Annotated in this window: 12 protein-coding genes; 8 read left to right on the forward strand and 4 right to left on the reverse strand. The window is 72.8% G+C overall.

Features of this window, described 5'->3' with window-relative positions; all coding sequences use genetic code 11:
- On the forward strand, positions 1 to 885 hold an 885-nt coding region (locus tag N2041_RS13665), incomplete at its 5' end, for a pentapeptide repeat-containing protein (protein ID WP_297679133.1).
- On the opposite strand, the gene N2041_RS13670 is transcribed toward N2041_RS13665, so the two are convergent.
- Positions 882 to 2261, reverse strand: coding sequence for a vWA domain-containing protein (locus N2041_RS13670; protein ID WP_297679134.1), 1380 nt, complete (start codon positions 2259 to 2261; stop codon positions 882 to 884). The two genes, N2041_RS13665 and N2041_RS13670, sit on opposite strands and share 4 nt — an antisense overlap.
- Entirely contained in the window at positions 2254 to 3570 is a 1317-nt protein-coding gene (locus N2041_RS13675) for an AAA family ATPase (RefSeq protein ID WP_297679135.1), read from the reverse strand. Before N2041_RS13675 ends, N2041_RS13670 begins: the two co-directional genes overlap by 8 nt.
- 167 nt (positions 3571 to 3737) lie before the next feature.
- Between N2041_RS13675 and N2041_RS13680 the strand changes: the two genes are divergently transcribed.
- The 3 genes from N2041_RS13680 to N2041_RS13690 all read left to right on the forward strand — a co-directional run bounded on the left by N2041_RS13680 (position 3738) and on the right by N2041_RS13690 (position 7196).
- Positions 3738 to 4979 (forward strand): acyl-CoA dehydrogenase family protein, encoded by a 1242-nt coding sequence (locus N2041_RS13680; protein ID WP_297679136.1) that lies wholly within the window; start codon positions 3738 to 3740, stop codon positions 4977 to 4979.
- A 158-nt stretch (positions 4980 to 5137) separates the two neighbouring features.
- Positions 5138 to 5908, forward strand: coding sequence for an NAD-dependent deacylase (locus N2041_RS13685; RefSeq protein ID WP_297679137.1), 771 nt, complete (start codon positions 5138 to 5140; stop codon positions 5906 to 5908).
- A gap of 61 nt (positions 5909 to 5969) precedes the next feature.
- Entirely contained in the window at positions 5970 to 7196 is a 1227-nt protein-coding gene (locus tag N2041_RS13690; protein WP_297679138.1) for a serine hydrolase, read from the forward strand.
- A 6-nt stretch (positions 7197 to 7202) separates the two neighbouring features.
- Here the strand turns inward: N2041_RS13690 and N2041_RS13695 are convergent, their stop codons facing one another.
- The gene (locus tag N2041_RS13695; RefSeq protein ID WP_297679139.1) at positions 7203 to 10823 is read right to left on the reverse strand and encodes a DUF4011 domain-containing protein; all 3621 of its coding nucleotides are present in this window, start codon (positions 10821 to 10823) and stop codon (positions 7203 to 7205) included.
- A 127-nt stretch (positions 10824 to 10950) separates the two neighbouring features.
- Between N2041_RS13695 and N2041_RS13700 the strand changes: the two genes are divergently transcribed.
- Positions 10951 to 12270, forward strand: a complete 1320-nt coding sequence (locus N2041_RS13700; RefSeq protein WP_297679140.1) for a ferric reductase-like transmembrane domain-containing protein — start codon at positions 10951 to 10953, stop codon at positions 12268 to 12270.
- Positions 12271 to 12283: 13 nt separating this feature from the next.
- On the forward strand, positions 12284 to 12487 hold the full coding sequence (locus N2041_RS13705) for a hypothetical protein (RefSeq protein ID WP_297679141.1): 204 nt from the start codon (positions 12284 to 12286) through the stop codon (positions 12485 to 12487).
- A 14-nt stretch (positions 12488 to 12501) separates the two neighbouring features.
- On the opposite strand, the gene N2041_RS13710 is transcribed toward N2041_RS13705, so the two are convergent.
- Complete coding sequence (locus N2041_RS13710) at positions 12502 to 13125, reverse strand: TlpA disulfide reductase family protein (protein ID WP_297679142.1); 624 nt, start codon at positions 13123 to 13125, stop codon at positions 12502 to 12504.
- Between the two features lie 89 nt (positions 13126 to 13214).
- On the opposite strand from N2041_RS13710, the gene N2041_RS13715 reads away from it, so the two are divergent.
- Both N2041_RS13715 and N2041_RS13720 read left to right on the forward strand, forming a co-directional pair.
- Positions 13215 to 13922 (forward strand): response regulator transcription factor, encoded by a 708-nt coding sequence (locus N2041_RS13715; RefSeq protein WP_270057497.1) that lies wholly within the window; start codon positions 13215 to 13217, stop codon positions 13920 to 13922.
- A 3-nt stretch (positions 13923 to 13925) separates the two neighbouring features.
- Positions 13926 to 15284, forward strand: a complete 1359-nt coding sequence (locus tag N2041_RS13720; RefSeq protein WP_297679143.1) for an ATP-binding protein — start codon at positions 13926 to 13928, stop codon at positions 15282 to 15284.
- Positions 15285 to 15483 lie beyond the last annotated feature (199 nt).

Genomic DNA, 15483 nt, shown 5'->3' on the forward strand with positions numbered 1-15483 from the left:
GGCCAGGGGACTGCGCGGCCGCGGGCGCGGCCAACCGGGGCGGCGCGGCAGGGACCGCGGCCGCGGCCAGCGGAGCCGCCGCCGCAGGACGGCCCGCCCGGCGGCGGGGGCGCGCCGCGCATCGACGGGTCGTTCGACTGGTACGGCTTCCTCGGGGTGCCGCCGGGCGCGTCGCGGGAGGCGGTGCGGCGGGCGATCGCGGACCTCGCCGAGGAGCTGCTGGGCAGCGGCGTCTCGGGCGAGCGGCTGACGAAGCAGCGGCAGCGGCTGCGCGAGGCCTGGGCGATCCTCGGCGATGAGCGGCTGCGGGCGGCGTACGACCGGGCGCGGGAGGAGCACCTGCGGATGACCGGCGCGGCCGGGGACGGGGCGCGGGACGAGGCTGCGCGTGAGGGCGGGCGCGTGCCGGCGGGCTGGCGGCAAGGGCCGCTTGCGGTGGGCGGGCTGACGGTGGAGGCGGGGGCGGACCTGCGTGGCGCGGACCTCCGCGGCGCCGACCTGCGGGGGCTGGACCTCGCGGGCTGCGACCTGCGGGGGGCGCTGCTGACCGGCGCGAACCTGGAGGCGTGCTCGCTGCGGCGGGCGCACCTGGAGGGGGCGCGGCTCGACGGGGCGCTGCTGCGCTGGGCGGACCTTTCGCATGCGCGGTGCGAAGGCGCGAGCCTGCGGCAGGCGGACCTCGGCGAGGCGGCGCTGGCGGGGACGGTGTTCGCGCGGGCCGACCTTACGGGCGCGACCCTCGAAGGCGCGGTCGGGCCGGGGGTGAATTTCGAGTTCGCGAACCTCGCGAGGGCGGATTTTTCGGGGGCGCTGGTGACGCCGGCGCTCATCGCGCGGGGGCGGCTGGAGTCGACGGTGTTCCCGGACGGGAGTGTGCGCGGCTAGCGGCGGGGGCGGATGGTGATGTGCCCGGCGGTGAGGGCGGAGGGTGCGGCGCCGGCAGGGCGCGCGGGGCGGAGGACGCGCCCGAGGCGGGCGAGGGCGCGGGCCCAGCGGCGGAGAAGCCGGCCGAGGGAGAGGTCGAGGCCGAGGCCGGGGGAGCGCATGGCCGGGGCGCCGGCACGCTCCCGGGGCGCGGAGGGCTGGCCCGCCATCCGTTCGTAGGCGCGGAGGAGGGCGTTCCGGCGTTCGAGCCGGTCGGCGGGGGCAGCGCCGGCCTCGGTCGCGGTCTCGGGGCCGGCGTGCAGGCGGCCGTCTTGCTGGAGGAGCCACCGTTCGCGGACGGAGACGGGCAGGACGAAGCGCGTGGTATCGATTTCGGTGAAGGTGGCGCTGGCCTCGCGGATCTGTTCGAAGCTGGGGACGTAGTTCTTCGCCATCGGGCCGCCCTTGAGGTGGATGGTGTGGAGGCGGATCCAGCGCGGGATGGAGGGGATGGCGTAGGACTCGACGTCGGAGATGAGGAGAAGCTCGGTGGGCGAGGGTTCGAAGCCGGAGCGGTCGCGGCCGACGGCGTCGAGTTCGCCGATGTCGCCGATGGCGGTGGCGAGGGTGACGCGCATGTCGGTGGAGCCGTCGGGCGTGACGGCGAGGACGCGCCGGGCGAGGGCAGGGAAGTCGCCGGGCGCGAGGCAGTCGGTCCGCGGGTGGACGCGGTTGGCGAAGGTGCGGAAGTAGATGCGGGCGCGCTCTTCGCAGGCGGTGATGAGGTAGGCGAGGACGAGGCCCTTGGCGAACTCGAGCTTGTTGGCGTCGCGCATGGAGTTGGAGACATCGAGGAGGACGTAGACGCGCTGGCGGCGGCGGAGCTGGGGCGGGGTTTTGAGGACGCGCTCTTCGGTGACCTCGTCGTAGTCCTCTTCGGCGGGGCCGGGGTCGACGTGGTAGAGGGCGTTGACGTCGCCGGAGAGGAGGCGGAACTCGAAGATTGCCGGGTCGAGGTCGCGCATGAGGAGGTCGGGCATGGTGACCCGTGGGAGGTCGTCGAGATGGCGGAGGGGCTGGATGCGGGTATCGGGCTGGACGGGGTAGACGATGCGGTGCTTGCGTTCGCGGCGCTCGATGGTTTCGTATTCGGGGCGCTGGGGGCGGACGAGGCGCTGGACCTCATCGGGGAGGTCGATGCCGGGGAGGGGGAGGCCTTCGCGGAGGGTGCGGGCGATGTTGAGGATGCGGAGCCACTCGGGCGGGAGGGCGTCGGCGGTTTGGCCGACGAGGTCGAGGATGCCCCAGGAGCGGTAGAGCGCTTCGAGGTCGGCCTGGAGGGCGGCGGCCCGGGCGGCTGGAGATGCGCCGGCGAGGTCGGCTGCAGACTCAGGCATCGGCGTGCTCTTCGACTTCTTCGAGGATTTCTTCGCGGAGGGCGTTGACGCGCGGGTTGGCGATCTCGCGGCCGCGGAGGGCCTGGAGGAAGGTGTCGATGGTGACGTCGTGCCAGCTGGACTTGCCGATGAGGGCAAGAACGAAGCGGATGAGGCCGCGGTGGGCGGGCTGGGCTTCGAGGGGGATGCCGTGGAGGTAGAGGTGGAAGGACTGGGCGATGGCGGTGAGTTCGCGGACGGTTTCGAGGTCGGCCTCGGTGTAGCCGGCGAGGGTGGACTGGAGGGCCTCCGCGAAGATGTCCTGGCCGGGGTCGTGGAGGGCGCGGTCGTTGCCGGGGATGATGGTGAGGACGAAGCGGAGGGCGGCGAGGTCGGACTTTTCGACGCGGTCGCGGTGGTGGAGGAGGGCGGAGGCGTTGAGGACGTCGCGGCAGGCGGCCTTGGTGCGGGGGGAGACGTAGCCGTCGGTCGGCGGGCGGGCGCCGTTGGCGGCCCCGGCGCGGGCGGCGTGGCGGGCGAGGTAGGCCTCGATGAGTTCGTTCTTGAGGAAGAGGATGTCGTGGGGGGCGTCGATCTGCCGGTCCGGGTGGTCGCCGAGGGTGATGCTGGAGAGCTCGCGCAGGGCCTCGAGCGGGATGCGGTGCTCGGGCGGGAGGGCGCGGCCGTGGTGGCGGGCGTAGGCGAGGTCGATGAGGATGTCGTTGAGGGCATCGCCGGCCGGGTCGATGGAGGCTTTGAACATGAAGCGGTCGAGGATCGGCTCGGAGATGGCGGAGAACTTGAGGTGGTTGGTCATGGCGAGGGCGGTATGGAGGCGGGCGTCCTCCTGCTGTTCGCCCTGCTGGAAGCGGCGTTCGTTGAGGATGCCGAGGATCGCCTCGAGGACGACGTCGTTGGCGTTCATGAATTCGTCGAGGTAGGCGAAATCGGCGGTGACGAGGGAGTGGGCGGTATCGTGCCAGAGGCGGCCTTCGTGGAACTGCTTGAGGTCGAGGCCGCCGAGGATGGTTTCGAGGCGGGTGCCCTGGGAGAACTGGGCTTTGAAGACGTCGCCTTCGAAGTGGCTGAAGACGCTGTCGCCGTAGAGGGATTTGCCGGTGCCGGCGCGGGAGATGAGGAGCTGGTGGCGGCGCGTGAGGAGAGCGAGGGCGGTCTGCTGGAGGAGCTGGGAGCGGCCGGGGAGGGCTTCGGAGACGCGGAGGAGGGCACCCTTGAGGGCTTCGACGGCGCGGGGCACATCGAGGGGTTCGCCGCGGTAGTGGTAGGGGCGGCCATCAGCGGGGATGAGGAGGCTCGAGGGGTCGCGCATTGCGTGCCTCGCGGTTCGGGGCGGCCGGGGCCGGCACCGTCTGCGCATACGATACACCAGATAGGCGGCTTCTATCGTTTCCGGGCTGTGTCACGGGTGTTGCTTACGGCACGATTCGCTATGCTTCTGGCAGTCTTTCGCCGAAAGCGAAATATCGGGGGCGCCGAATGGAACCGTGGGAAGAAGAGCTGGTCGCGAAGGTGCGCGAGCTGGCGCGGGGGCCGTGGCAGGAGCGGGCTGCGGTGTACGACCGGGAGGGGCGCTTCCCGCGGGAGAACATCGATGAGCTGCTGGCGCTGAAGGTGCCGTCGATGGCGCTGGGGCCGGAGCTGGGCGGGCTGGGCATCAGCGCGGAGGGCCAGATGCGGGTGATGGAGGAGGTGGCCTACGGGGACGGGTCGACGGCGGTGGCGCTGAACATGCACGTGCTGGTGGCGAGCTTCCTCGAATCGATGCCGCCGTTCGAGCGGCGGAACCGGGTGCTGGCGGATATCGGGAAGAACGGGGCGCTGATCTGCGGGCCGGGGTCGATCCCGACGGGGCAGCTGGACAACCGGCAGGCGGGCTTCCGCTTTCGCGACGAGGGCGACACGGTGGTGCTGAACGGGCGGGCCGGCTTCGCGAGCATGAGCGACGGCGCGAAGTACGCGCTCATCGGGGGGCAGCTGGAGAAGCCCGAGGGGCAGGAGCCGGACGTGGTGATTTCGATCCCGGAGCTCGCGACGCCGGGGATCCGCGTGCTGGGGAACTGGGATGCGATGGGGCTGCGGGGGACGGCGAGCCACGACATCGTGGCGGAGGAGGCGCGCCTGCCGAAGTCGGAGGTGCTGATCATCCCGGCGGCGATGCTGCGGATGGTGCTGGAGGCGCAGGCGAAGGTGGTGAACGTGCAGAGCCAGATGCGTGCGCGGGGGGCGCTGGGCATCCTCGCGATCTGGCTGGGGCTGGCGCAGGCGGCGTTCGACTTCACGGTGGGGTACGTGAAGGAGCGGCACGGCTACCTCGCGGGGCCGATGGCGGCGGTCGGGGCGACGCAGCCGGGCTACCGGGCGGACCAGCCGTGGGCGCAGTTCGCCATCGGAAACATGGACCACTGGCTGGAGACTGGCCGGATCGTGCTGTACGAGGCGACCCGGCGGCTGGAGACGCCGTTCGAATCGCCGCAGGCGTTCACGCGCTACCTGGTGCGGACGGTGTACCACCTGCGGCGGATGAGCGAGGAGGTGTCGATGGGGGCGATGCGGGTGTGCGGGGCGCATGCGTACGTGAAGGTGCGGCCGCTGGAGCGGATTTTCCGCGACATGGTGGGCGGGAACGTGATGGCGTGGAAGACGGACGAGCTGCAGCACTCGCTCGGGCTGGCGGCGCTCGGGCGGGAGATCACCTTCGTGGGGCCCGCCGGCACCTGAGACGGGCCGTTCCCTCCTTTGGCGCCCCGCGCTGACGGCCGGCCCCTGGCCCGGGCAGCGCGGGGCGCGGTGTTTGTGGGGGGCGTTGACTGGCGATCGGCGCGCGCCGGTAGACTCGGGAGGAGGCCGCGCGACGCGGCGCTCGAAGGAGGCTGGCGATGGAGACGGCGCTCGAGACTGCGGTCCGGGAGGTGGCCGACTGGCTGCGGGAGAGCCGGTCGACGGTGGTGCTGACCGGCGCGGGGATCAGCACGGAGTCGGGCATCCCGGATTTCCGGGGGCCGAACGGGCTCTGGACGAAGAACCCGGGCGCGGAGAAGGCGGCGACGCTCCAGACCTACCTCGCGGACCGTGAGGTGCGCGTACGGGCGTGGCGGGGCCGGGTGGAGGGCGGCCTCTGGACGGACGCGGAGCCGAACGCGGGCCACCTCGCGCTGGCGGAGCTGGAGCAGAAGGGGAAGCTGGACCTCCTCATTACGCAGAACATCGACAGCCTCCACCTGAAAGCGGGCAATTCGCTCGAGCGGATGGTTGAGATCCACGGCAACCTGCGGGAGTTCGTCTGCATGGGCTGCGGCGAGCGGGGGCCGATCGAGCGGGTGCTGGAGCGGGTGCGGGCAGGGGAGGATGACCCGCCCTGCCGGCGGTGCGGCGGCATCCTGAAGTCGGCGACGATTTCGTTCGGGCAGAACCTCGTGGCCGAGGATTACGCGCGCTCGGAGCGGGCGGCGGCGCGGTGTGAGCTGTTCCTCGCGATCGGGACGTCGCTGACGGTGTACCCGGTGGCGTACCTGCCGGAGGTGGCGCTGCGGAACGGGGCGCGGCTCGTGATCATCAACGCGCAGGAGACGCCGTACGACGGGCTGGCGCACGCGATCATCCGGGAGCCGATCGGGCAGGTGCTGCCGCGCATCGTCGCGGCGGTGTAGCGAACACGGTTCGGCGGTTTCTGGTAGGCTCGCGCGCGGAGTTTGCGCGGGGGTTTTCGCCATGGCCGTTCTCGAAACGTCGTCGCCGACCGACCTCGGGCTGGACCCGGCCCGGCTCGGCTACCTCGATGAGCACCTGCGGCGGTACGTCGATTCGGGCCGGCTGGCGGGGACGCTGGTGCTCGTTTCGCGCGGGGGCGAAATCGGCCATCTCGCGGCGTACGGGACGGCGGACCGGGAGCGGGGCGTGCCGATGCGGGAGGACACGATCTTCCGCATCTATTCGATGACGAAGCCGCTGACGTCGGTGGCGCTGATGCAGCTGTACGAGCGGGGGCTGGTGCAGCTGGACGACCCGGTGGAGAAGTACATCCCTGAGTGGGCGAACCTGCGGGTGTACGTGATGGGAAGCGGGCCGACGCTGGTGACGAAGCCGGCGAGCCGGCCGATGACGGTGCGCGACCTGCTCACCCACCAGAGCGGGCTGACGTACGGGTTCCTCGAGCGGACGAACGTGGATGCGATGTACCGGGAGCGGAAGGTCGGCACGGTGGAGCTGAACGGGACGCTGCGGGGGATGGTGGAGGCGCTGGCGGAGCTGCCGCTGGAGTTTTCGCCGGGCGAGCACTGGAACTATTCGGTTTCGACGGATGTGTGCGGCTACCTCGTCGAGGTAATCAGCGGGGAGCGGTTCGACCAGTACCTCGCGCGGCACATCATCGAGCCGCTGGGGATGCGGGACACGGCGTTCTGGGTGCCGCCGGAGAAGCGGGAGCGGTTCGCGGCCTGCTACGGCTGGGGGCCGAAGGGGATCCGGCTCATCGACGACCCGGCGGAGAGCGCCTACCTGCAGGAGCCGACGTTCTTCTCGGGCGGCGGCGGGCTCGTCTCGACGATCGGCGACTACTTCCGGTTCTGCAAGGCGCTGCTGAACGACGGCGAGCTGGACGGCGCGCGCATCATCGGCCGGAAGACGCTGGAGCTGATGACGGAGAACCACCTGCCGGACGGGAAGGACCTCGCGACCCACGCGCTCGGGCGGTGGGCGGAGACGACGTTCGCGGGGATCGGCTTCGGGCTCGGGTTTTCGGTGACGCTGGACCCGGCGAAGGCGCAGATTTCGGGGACGCCGGGCGAGTATTCGTGGGGCGGGGCGGCGAGCACGACGTTCTGGATCGACCCGCTGGAGGACCTGATCGTCATCTTCATGACGCAGCTGATGCCTTCGAACGCGTACAACATCCGGCGCGAGCTGCGGGCGATCGCGTACTCGGCGCTGGCCGAGTAGGGCGGGTCAGCCGCGGAGGGCGGCCTCGTACCGTTCGAGGATGCGGGCGAGCTCGGCTTCGGGGTCGCGGTACCACGCAGCCGCGAGCACGCGGTGGAGGTTCCAGCCCATGCGGCGGAGGACAGCCGGGTTGCCGACCTCGCGGTCGCGGCAGGCGGGGACGGCCCGGTAGCCGGGGCCGTCGCATTCGATGCCGAGGACGTACCGCTCCGGGTCGCCGGGGTGGGCGAGGGCGAGGTCGACGGTGTAGCCGCCGGCGCCGACAGCAGGGACGACGCGGAGGCCGCGCGCTTCGAGGGCGGCGCGGAGGGCCTGTTCGAAGGGGCCGGGCTGGCGCGGGGTGAAGCGGCCGCTGGCCTGGAGGGCGGGCAGGCCGCGCTCGGCGTAATCGAGGTAGTCGCGGAGGCGGAGGGCGCCGGTGGAGGTGGCGCGGGCGGGGTCGATGTCGGCCGCGCGGAGGGATGAGACGACGATGGTCTTCCAGCGGGCGCGGGTGATGGCGACGTTGAGGCGGCGCTCGCCCTTCTCCTGGCCGATGGGGCCGAAGTTCATGATGAGGCGGCCGTCGGCATCGCGGCCGTAGCCGACGCTGAGAATCATGACGTCGGATTCGTCGCCCTGGACGGTTTCGAGGTTGCGGACGGTGCCGCCTTCGTCGAGCCAGCGGCGGATGACGGGGTCGGCGAGGGCGGCTTCTTCGGCCTGGCGGAGGATCTCCTGCTGCTGAGCGATGGACATGGCGGTGATGGAGACCTGGCGTTTGAAGCCGGAGGCCTCGAGCTCCTGGCGGAGGAGGGCGAGGCAGCGGGCGGCCTCGGCGGGGTTGGCGCGGGTGGCGCCGCGGCCGTAGGCGGCATCGGCGACGTATTCGAAGCGGACGCCGGATTCGGGGCGGGAGCCCCAGGCATCCGGGTAGGCGACGAGCCGGCCATCGTAGAAGTGGACGTTGGAGAAGGCGATGAGGGTCTCGTCGCGGCTGCGGTAGTGGGCCTGGAGCATGGTGGACGGGAGGGCGGGCGCGGCTTCGTCGAGGACGCTTTCGAAGGTGACCTCGTCCTCCTCGAGGGCGCCGTTCTCGCCGAGGTCGCGGCTGAAGAAGCTGGTCGGCGGCATCTGCTTCGAGTCGCCGACGATGATGGCCTGGGGCGCGAGGCTGAGGGCGACGGCCATATCGGCGGTGGGCACCATGGAGGCTTCATCGAGGATGACGCAGTCGAAGCGGTAGGTGCGGGACTCATCGCCGTGGCAGAGGTACTGGGCGGCGGCGAGGGGGCTCATGAGGAGGCAGGGCTTGAGGAGCTGGACGGCCTCGCGGGTGGTGCCGAGCATCGTGCGGAGGGCCGGGCGGCGCTTCGCGCGGTGGTACTTCGCGAGCTGCTGCATGGCGGGGGTGCGGGGCGCGAGGCTGCGGCGGCGGGCGCGGAGCCGGGCGAGGGCGTCGGCGCGGGCGGCGCCGATGAGCTCCTGTTCGAGACGGGCGAGCGATTCGGTGAGGCGCTCGTGCTGGGAGGGCGTGAGGGGCTGCGCGGCGGCGATGGCGGCTTCGGCCCAGGCGGCGAGGATGGAGGCGCGGGCGGCGGCTTCGAGGCGGCGGCGCGCGGAAGGGTCGCGGAGGAGGGCGACGGCCGGGGCGCGCATGCCGAGCCGCTCCAGCTCGGCGAGGGCGTCGGCGGCCTCGGCGAGGGCGTGCCAGTGGTCGAGGCCCGGGAGGAGCGCCGCGGCCCATTCGGCGGCGTGGGCGATGGGACCGCCGAGCGGGTGCTCGCTGCCGAACGCCGGCGCGAGGAGGCTGACCTCGGCCGCGTACTGCCCGGCGAGGCTGCGCAGGCGGGCGGCGCGCTCGGCCGCATCCGGGACCGGCTGGAAGCCGGCGCGGCGGGCGGCACCGGCAGCCGAACGGGCGCGGTAGTAGCCCGGGGCGAGGAAGCGGAGCGGAGAGGCGGCGCGGCGCTGGAGCGCGGGGAAGGCTTCGAGGTGAGCGGCGGCCGCGGCCAGGTCCGCCGGGGTGCGGGCGTCGGGGTCCGGGGCGCCGGGCGCGAGGGCGCCTTCGAGCGCGGCGTGCGCGGCGGCGTGCGCGGCGGCGATGCGCTCCAGCGCGGCGCGGAAGGCGGCCGGGTCGGCAGCGCCGGGGCCGCGGAAGGCCGACCATGGACCGGCGAGGGCCTCGAGCGCGCCCCCGGGCAGACGGTCGAGGCGGGCGAATTCGGCGGCGACGTCGTCGAGCCAGTAGCGGCTGCAGGTCTCGAGGGGCGGGATGCCGGCGAGCTGGCGGCGGTCGGCGCGGGAGGCCTCGGCAAGGCCGATGAGGTCGTAGAGGGTCGTCCAGCCGCCGTCGCCGAGGGGGCGGGCCATGGCAGCGGCGTGGGCATTCAGCCGCTGGCGGACCTCGGCGACGCGGGCGGGGAGGTCGGCAGGGGGCGGTGCCGGCGGCGGCCCGGCATCGAGGGTCTCGATGATTTCGCGGATGACCGCGGCTTTGGTATCGGCGCGGGCGCCGGCGCCGGCGTTGATGGCGAGATGGAGGCAGGCTTCGCCGAGGCCGGCTTTCTGGAGGTTTTCGAGGACGACTTCGCGGGCGACGCGCTTCTCGGCGACGAAGAGGACGGTCTTGCCGGCGGCGAGCAGTTCGGCGGCGATGTTGGTGATGACCTGGGACTTGCCGGTGCCGGGCGGGCCTTCGATGACGAAGCTCTGGCCGGCGGCGGCCATGGCGACGGCTTCGAGCTGGTAGGCGTCGGCGTCGATGACGATGTGGAGGCTGCCGGGCGGGATGCGCTCATCGACCGGGGGGCGGGGCGCGGCAGGCTCGGCGGCCGGCGGTTCGCCGCCGTCAGGGGGCAGTTCGCCGGTGAGGCGGGCGATGACGGGGCTCGCGGCGAGCCGGGCCGCGCTCCGCTCGAGCTCTTCGACCATGGCGAGCTTGGCGAAGGCGAAGACGTCGACCGCAGGACCGTCCGCTTCGGCGGACCAGCCGTCCTGGGCGGCGATGGCGGCGCGGACGGCGGCGAGGTAGGCCTCGAGGCCGTCGAAGAGGGGTTCGCCGTCCTCGTTTTCGAAGGCCGGGAGCCGGATGCCGAACTGGGCGCGGAGCACGTAGGCGAGCGAGGGATTCACTTCCGGCGCATCGTCGTCGGCGGGGGCGAGGCGGATGACGCGGGCGGCGCGGTCGATGTCGAGGTCGACCGGGACGAGGATGAGCGGGGAGCGGAGGCGGTGGCCGTCGGCATCGACCCAGTCGAGCCAGCCGAGGGCGAGGAAGAGGACGCGGATGCCCTGTTCGCGGTCGGCTTCGCGGGCGCGATCGAGGAGGCGGCGGGCGGCATCGAAGGCGGCGCGGGCGCGGTCGTCGTCGGCCGGGTTCGGGGCGTCGGGAGCGAACTGGCGGGCGGTCAGCTCGAGGGCAGATTCCTCGGCGAGGAGGGCCTGCCAGAGCTCTTCGGGGCCGAGCGGGAGGGCGAGGGTGTTGCGGGCGGGGCGGTAGTTGATGCCGCGGTTGCGGCGGGAGACATCGAGGAGCTGCTGCTTCCAGCGTTCGATGCGCTGGCGGAGGAGGGGGCTGACCTGCGGCGGCTGGGGCGCGGGCTCGCGGCCGCGGAAGCCGAAATCGACGACGGGTTCGCTGCCCACGGGGTTCGATTATAGGCGGGCAGTTGGCGGCGGACGGGCCAGCGGCCCCGGCGGAGCCGGCCGTCCGGCGGAAGCGGGCTGGATGCCGCGACGGCACACTCCGGGGAGACCGGCAAGGGGGACGGCGATGTCACGCAGCAGGAGGCAGGCGGCTGCCTGGGCGGCCGCGTACGTGCTCATCATCGCGGCGATGCCGTGGATTGCGGCGGTGGACCACGACCGGCGGGGGCGGGAGTTCCTGCTGGAGTTCTCGGTGGCGCTGGGCTTCATCGGCCTGGCGATGATGTGGCTGCAGTTCGCGCTGACGGCGCGGTTCCGGTGGATTGCGCCGGGCTCGGGGCTGGACACGCTGATGCAGCTGCACCGGCAGGCGGGCATTTCGGCGTTCGCGCTGGTGGTCGCGCACCCCGTGCTGGCAATAGCGGCGGACGACCGGTTCGTCGATTTCCTCGACCCGCGGGAGGGGCTGGCGCGGGCGGGCGCGCTGTGGGTCGCGATGCTGGCGCTGGCAGCGATCCTCGTGACGAGCCTCTGGCGGCGGGCGCTGGGCATCCCGTACGAATGGTGGAGGCTGGCGCACGCGGTGCTGGCGACGGTCATCGTGTTCATCGGGCTGGTGCACATCCTCCGCGTGGGGGTGTACATCGATGACTGGTGGAAGCGGGCGCTCTGGACGGGGCTGACGGCCGGGGCGATCGGCCTGCTGGGCTACACGCGGGTCGTGCGGCCTTGGCGGATGGGCCGGCGGCCGTGGCGGGTGGCGGAGGTGCGGCGCGAGCCGGGCAGTTCGTGGACGGTGGCGCTGGAGCCGGCGGGCCACGCCGGGCTGCGGTTCGAGGCCGGGCAGTTCGCGTGGGTGACCATCGGGGCGAGCCCGTTTTCGCTGGAGCAGCACCCGTTCTCGTTCGCCTCCAGCGCGGAGCGGCGGGACCGGGTGGAGTTCACGATCAAGGAGCTGGGCGACTGGACGGCGCGCATCGGGCAGGTTCGGCCGGGGACGCGTGCGTACCTCGATGGACCGTACGGGGCGTTCACGCTCGACCCGGGTGCGGAGCGGGGGGTCTTCATCGCCGGCGGGGTGGGGATCACCCCGATCATGAGCATCCTGCGGACGTGGCGCGACCGGGGCGACGGGCGCCCGATGGCGCTGCTGTACGCGGCCGGGAGCCTCGAGGGGATGGTGTACCGGGAGGAGCTGGAGCGGATGGCGGCAGAGCGGCCGCTGGAGCTGATGCTCTTGCCGCGGGAGGCGCCGGCAGGCTGGACCGGGCAGGCGGGGCTGCCGACGGCCGCGACCGTGGAGCAGCTCGTGGAACGGTTCGGGACGAAGGGGACGCAGTACCTCGTCTGCGGGCCGCCGCCGCTGATGGACCTCGCGGAGCGGACGCTGCTGGCGCGCGGCGTGCCGGCGGCGCAGATTCGCGCGGAACGGTTCGATATCGCCTAGAGGAGGGGCCGGCATGCCGCACTACTTGAGGACACGGCGGATGATGATCGTGCTGACGGCGCTGCTGGTGGTGATGGCAGCAGCGTTCGGCTGGTGGCGGTCCGAAGACGAGACGGGGCGGAACGCCGGGCCGGGGCCGCGGGCGGGGCAGGAAGAGCGGCGGGGGGCGGCGCCGGCGGGCGATGGGCCGGGGTGGCTCGAAGCGGACCGGGGGTGAGCGCGCCCGGGCGGCTAGTTCGGCCGGTAGTCGAGGCCGGCCTTCGCGAGGAAGTCGGCCAGTTCGGCTTCGCGGAGTTCGCCGGCGCGCATGGCGAGGAGCGTGCCGTCCGGTCCGATGAGGAAGGTGGTCGGCATGCCGGGGATGCGGTAGTGGCTGGCCACCGAGCCGTTCGCATCGAGCAGGGCCGGGTAGTCGGCGCCGAGCTCATCGAGGATGCCGACGGCTTTTTCCGGGGGTTCGAGGTAGTCGACGCCGAGGATTTCGAGCTGGCCGCCGAGCGCCTCGCGGGCGGCGAGGAAGGCGGGGATTTCGCGCCGGCAGGGGTCGCACCAGCTGGCGTACCAGTTGAGGAGCACGACCCTGCCGCGGAAGTCGGAGAGTTTGCGAACGACGGACGTATCGCGGGCATCGACGAGGGCGAAGTCGGGCGCGGGCTTGCCGATTTCGGGGCGGTCGGGGACGAGCGGGCCGGTGTTGGGGTAGACGGTGGGGAGGGCAGGGCTCCCGGGCGCCGCGGCCTCATCAGGGGCGAGGGCGAAGAAGTAGATGCCGGCGCCGATGGCGAAGACGGCGGCGAGGCCGAGGGCGACGTAGCCGGCGAGCTGGCGCGGGCGCGAAGGGGGCGCGCTGGTCATCGCTTCGAGTGTACCGGCCGGGGGAGTTGGACGCCCCGGGGTTTCCGTTCCCTTTCCGTTAACACGCCGTCGTAGGATGGAAGTACGCAATGGCCGCCGTGAGCGAACGCCACCCGAAAGTCCTGGTCGTCGAAGACGAAGAGTCGCTGCTCTTCACCCTCGCGCACAATCTGAAGCGCGAGGGCTACCAGGTGCTGACCGCAGCGCGGGGGGACGACGGGCTGCGGCTGGCGCGGGAGAAGCACCCGGACCTCATCGTGCTGGACGTGATGCTGCCGGGGATCGACGGCATCCAGGTCTGCCGGATGCTGCGGCGGGATTCGGACGTGCCGATCATCATGCTCACGGCGCTCGGTGGGGAGGGGGACCGGGTGGCGGGGCTCGATACGGGCGCCGACGACTACATGGCGAAGCCGTTCGGGATGCGGGAGCTGATGGCGCGGATCCGGGCGCTGCTGCGCCGGTCGGGGCCGCGGGCCGCGCCGGACTTAGGCCCGAGCGTCATCGTCTCGGGCGACCTTGCGCTGGACCGGGAGCGGCGGGAGGTGACGCGGAACGGGCGGGTGCTCCGCATGAAGCCGAAGGAATTCGAACTCCTGCTATTCTTCGCGCAGCACCCGGGTAAGGTGTTCTCGCGGGAGCAGATCCTCGATGACGTGTGGGGCTACGACTTCTACGGCGGGCCGCGGACGGTGGACGTGCATGTGCGCTGGCTGCGCCAGAAGATCGAGGACGACCCGGCGAACCCGACCCGGCTGCGGACGATCCGGGGGAGCGGCTACCTCTTCGAAGGCTGAGCGATGAGCCGGGACCTCGCGGCGCGGGGCGCGGGGATCGCGCTGCTGGCGGCGGTCGTCGGCTTCCTCGCGGGGCTGGTGAGCGACGGGCCGGGCGTGCGGGAGCTGCTGGCGTTCGGTGCGACGGCAGCCGCGGGCGCGGCGGCGGGGTACTTCGCGTTCTGGCGGCCGTCGCGGGCCGTGCGGACGGTGGTGGAGGCGGCAGAGCGGATTTCGGAAGGCGAGCTGGCGCAGCGGGTGCCCGATGAGCCGGGGCCGGCCGGCGAACTCACGCGGGCGTTCAACGTGATGGCGGGCCGGGTGGCGACGCTGTTCGAGAGCGTGGCCTTCGAACACGCGCGGCTCGAGGCGGTGTTCGACGCCTCGTCGGACCCGATGGCGGCGCTGAGCGCGGACACGACGGTGCGGTTCCTGAACCCTGCGGCGACGGCGCTCTTCCAGATGCCGATGGCGGACGCGATCGGCCGGCGGCTCATCGAAGTGGCGCGGGACTACGAGCTGGAGGCGCTGGTGCGGCGGGCGGTGCAGGAAGGGCGGGGGCAGACGGCGATCATCAGCTTCGGGACGGGGCGGGTGCCGCTTCGCGCAGCGGCCCTGCCGATTCGTGAGGGCGGCGACTGGGCGGTGCTGCTGATTTTGACGGACCTGACGGAGGTGCAGCGGCTGGACCAGGTGCGGCGGGACTTCGTGAGCAACGTCTCGCACGAGCTGCGGACGCCGCTGGCGTCGATCCGGGCGCTGGTGGAGACGCTGGCCGACGGGGTGGAGCCGGAGGAGGCGCCCGAGTTCTACGCGCGCATCCTGCGGCAGGTGGACCGGCTGACGACGCTGGTGAACGAGCTGCTGGACCTCTCGCGGATCGAATCAGGGGCGATTCAGCTGAAGCCGGAGCGGGTGGCGGTCGGGCAGCTGCTGGCGGAGGCGGCCGGCCTGCTGCAGACGCGGGCGGAAGCGGGCCACGTGACGATCGTGGTGGAGGGGACGGAGCTGGAGGTGGAGGCCGACCGGGCGGCGCTGCTCCGGGTGGCGACGAACCTGCTGGACAACGCCGTGAAGTGGTCGCCGCCGGGCGGCCGGGTGTGGGTGACGGCGCGGGACGAGGGCGACCTCGTGGCGATTACGGTGCGGGACGAGGGGCCGGGCATCCCGGAGCAGGACCAGCCGCGGGTGTTCGAGCGGTTCTTCAAGTCGGATGCCTCGCGGGCGAACGCGGGGGTGGGGCTGGGGCTGGCGATCGTGAAGCACCTGGTGCGGGCGCACAGCGGGACGGCGACGGTGGCGAGCCGGCCGGGGGAGGGAGCGGCGTTCACGGTGCGGCTGCCGAAGCGGTTCATCGGGCGGCGGCGCGCGCCGATGGGGTGAGGGGGAGGCGGTGGCGCGGCTGGCGCCGCGGGGGATGGCTGGCCGGCTGCGCCGGCGGTGGCGCGGCTGGAGCCGCGGGGGATGGCTGGCCGGCTTCGCCGGCGGCGCCGCGGGATGCCGCCGCTCCGCGGCGGCGGTGGGAGTGGGGCGGGAACCGGGAGGCGGTGACTTCGAACGTTCGGGTGGGCCTTGCCGGCCC

Source organism: Tepidiforma sp., assembly GCF_026419595.1.
Taxonomy (GTDB): domain Bacteria; phylum Chloroflexota; class Dehalococcoidia; order Tepidiformales; family Tepidiformaceae; genus Tepidiforma.

Coding starts and splice junctions, on each gene's coding strand:
- N2041_RS13705 (WP_297679141.1), top strand. CDS start 12,284: ATGCCGCACTACTTGAGGACACGGCGGATGATGATCGTGCTGACGGCG.
- N2041_RS13675 (WP_297679135.1), bottom strand. CDS start 3,570: ATGCGCGACCCCTCGAGCCTCCTCATCCCCGCTGATGGCCGCCCCTAC.
- N2041_RS13670 (WP_297679134.1), bottom strand. CDS start 2,261: ATGCCTGAGTCTGCAGCCGACCTCGCCGGCGCATCTCCAGCCGCCCGG.
- N2041_RS13680 (WP_297679136.1), top strand. CDS start 3,738: ATGGAACCGTGGGAAGAAGAGCTGGTCGCGAAGGTGCGCGAGCTGGCG.
- N2041_RS13720 (WP_297679143.1), top strand. CDS start 13,926: ATGAGCCGGGACCTCGCGGCGCGGGGCGCGGGGATCGCGCTGCTGGCG.
- N2041_RS13690 (WP_297679138.1), top strand. CDS start 5,970: ATGGCCGTTCTCGAAACGTCGTCGCCGACCGACCTCGGGCTGGACCCG.
- N2041_RS13710 (WP_297679142.1), bottom strand. CDS start 13,125: ATGACCAGCGCGCCCCCTTCGCGCCCGCGCCAGCTCGCCGGCTACGTC.
- N2041_RS13715 (WP_270057497.1), top strand. CDS start 13,215: ATGGCCGCCGTGAGCGAACGCCACCCGAAAGTCCTGGTCGTCGAAGAC.
- N2041_RS13700 (WP_297679140.1), top strand. CDS start 10,951: ATGTCACGCAGCAGGAGGCAGGCGGCTGCCTGGGCGGCCGCGTACGTG.
- N2041_RS13685 (WP_297679137.1), top strand. CDS start 5,138: ATGGAGACGGCGCTCGAGACTGCGGTCCGGGAGGTGGCCGACTGGCTG.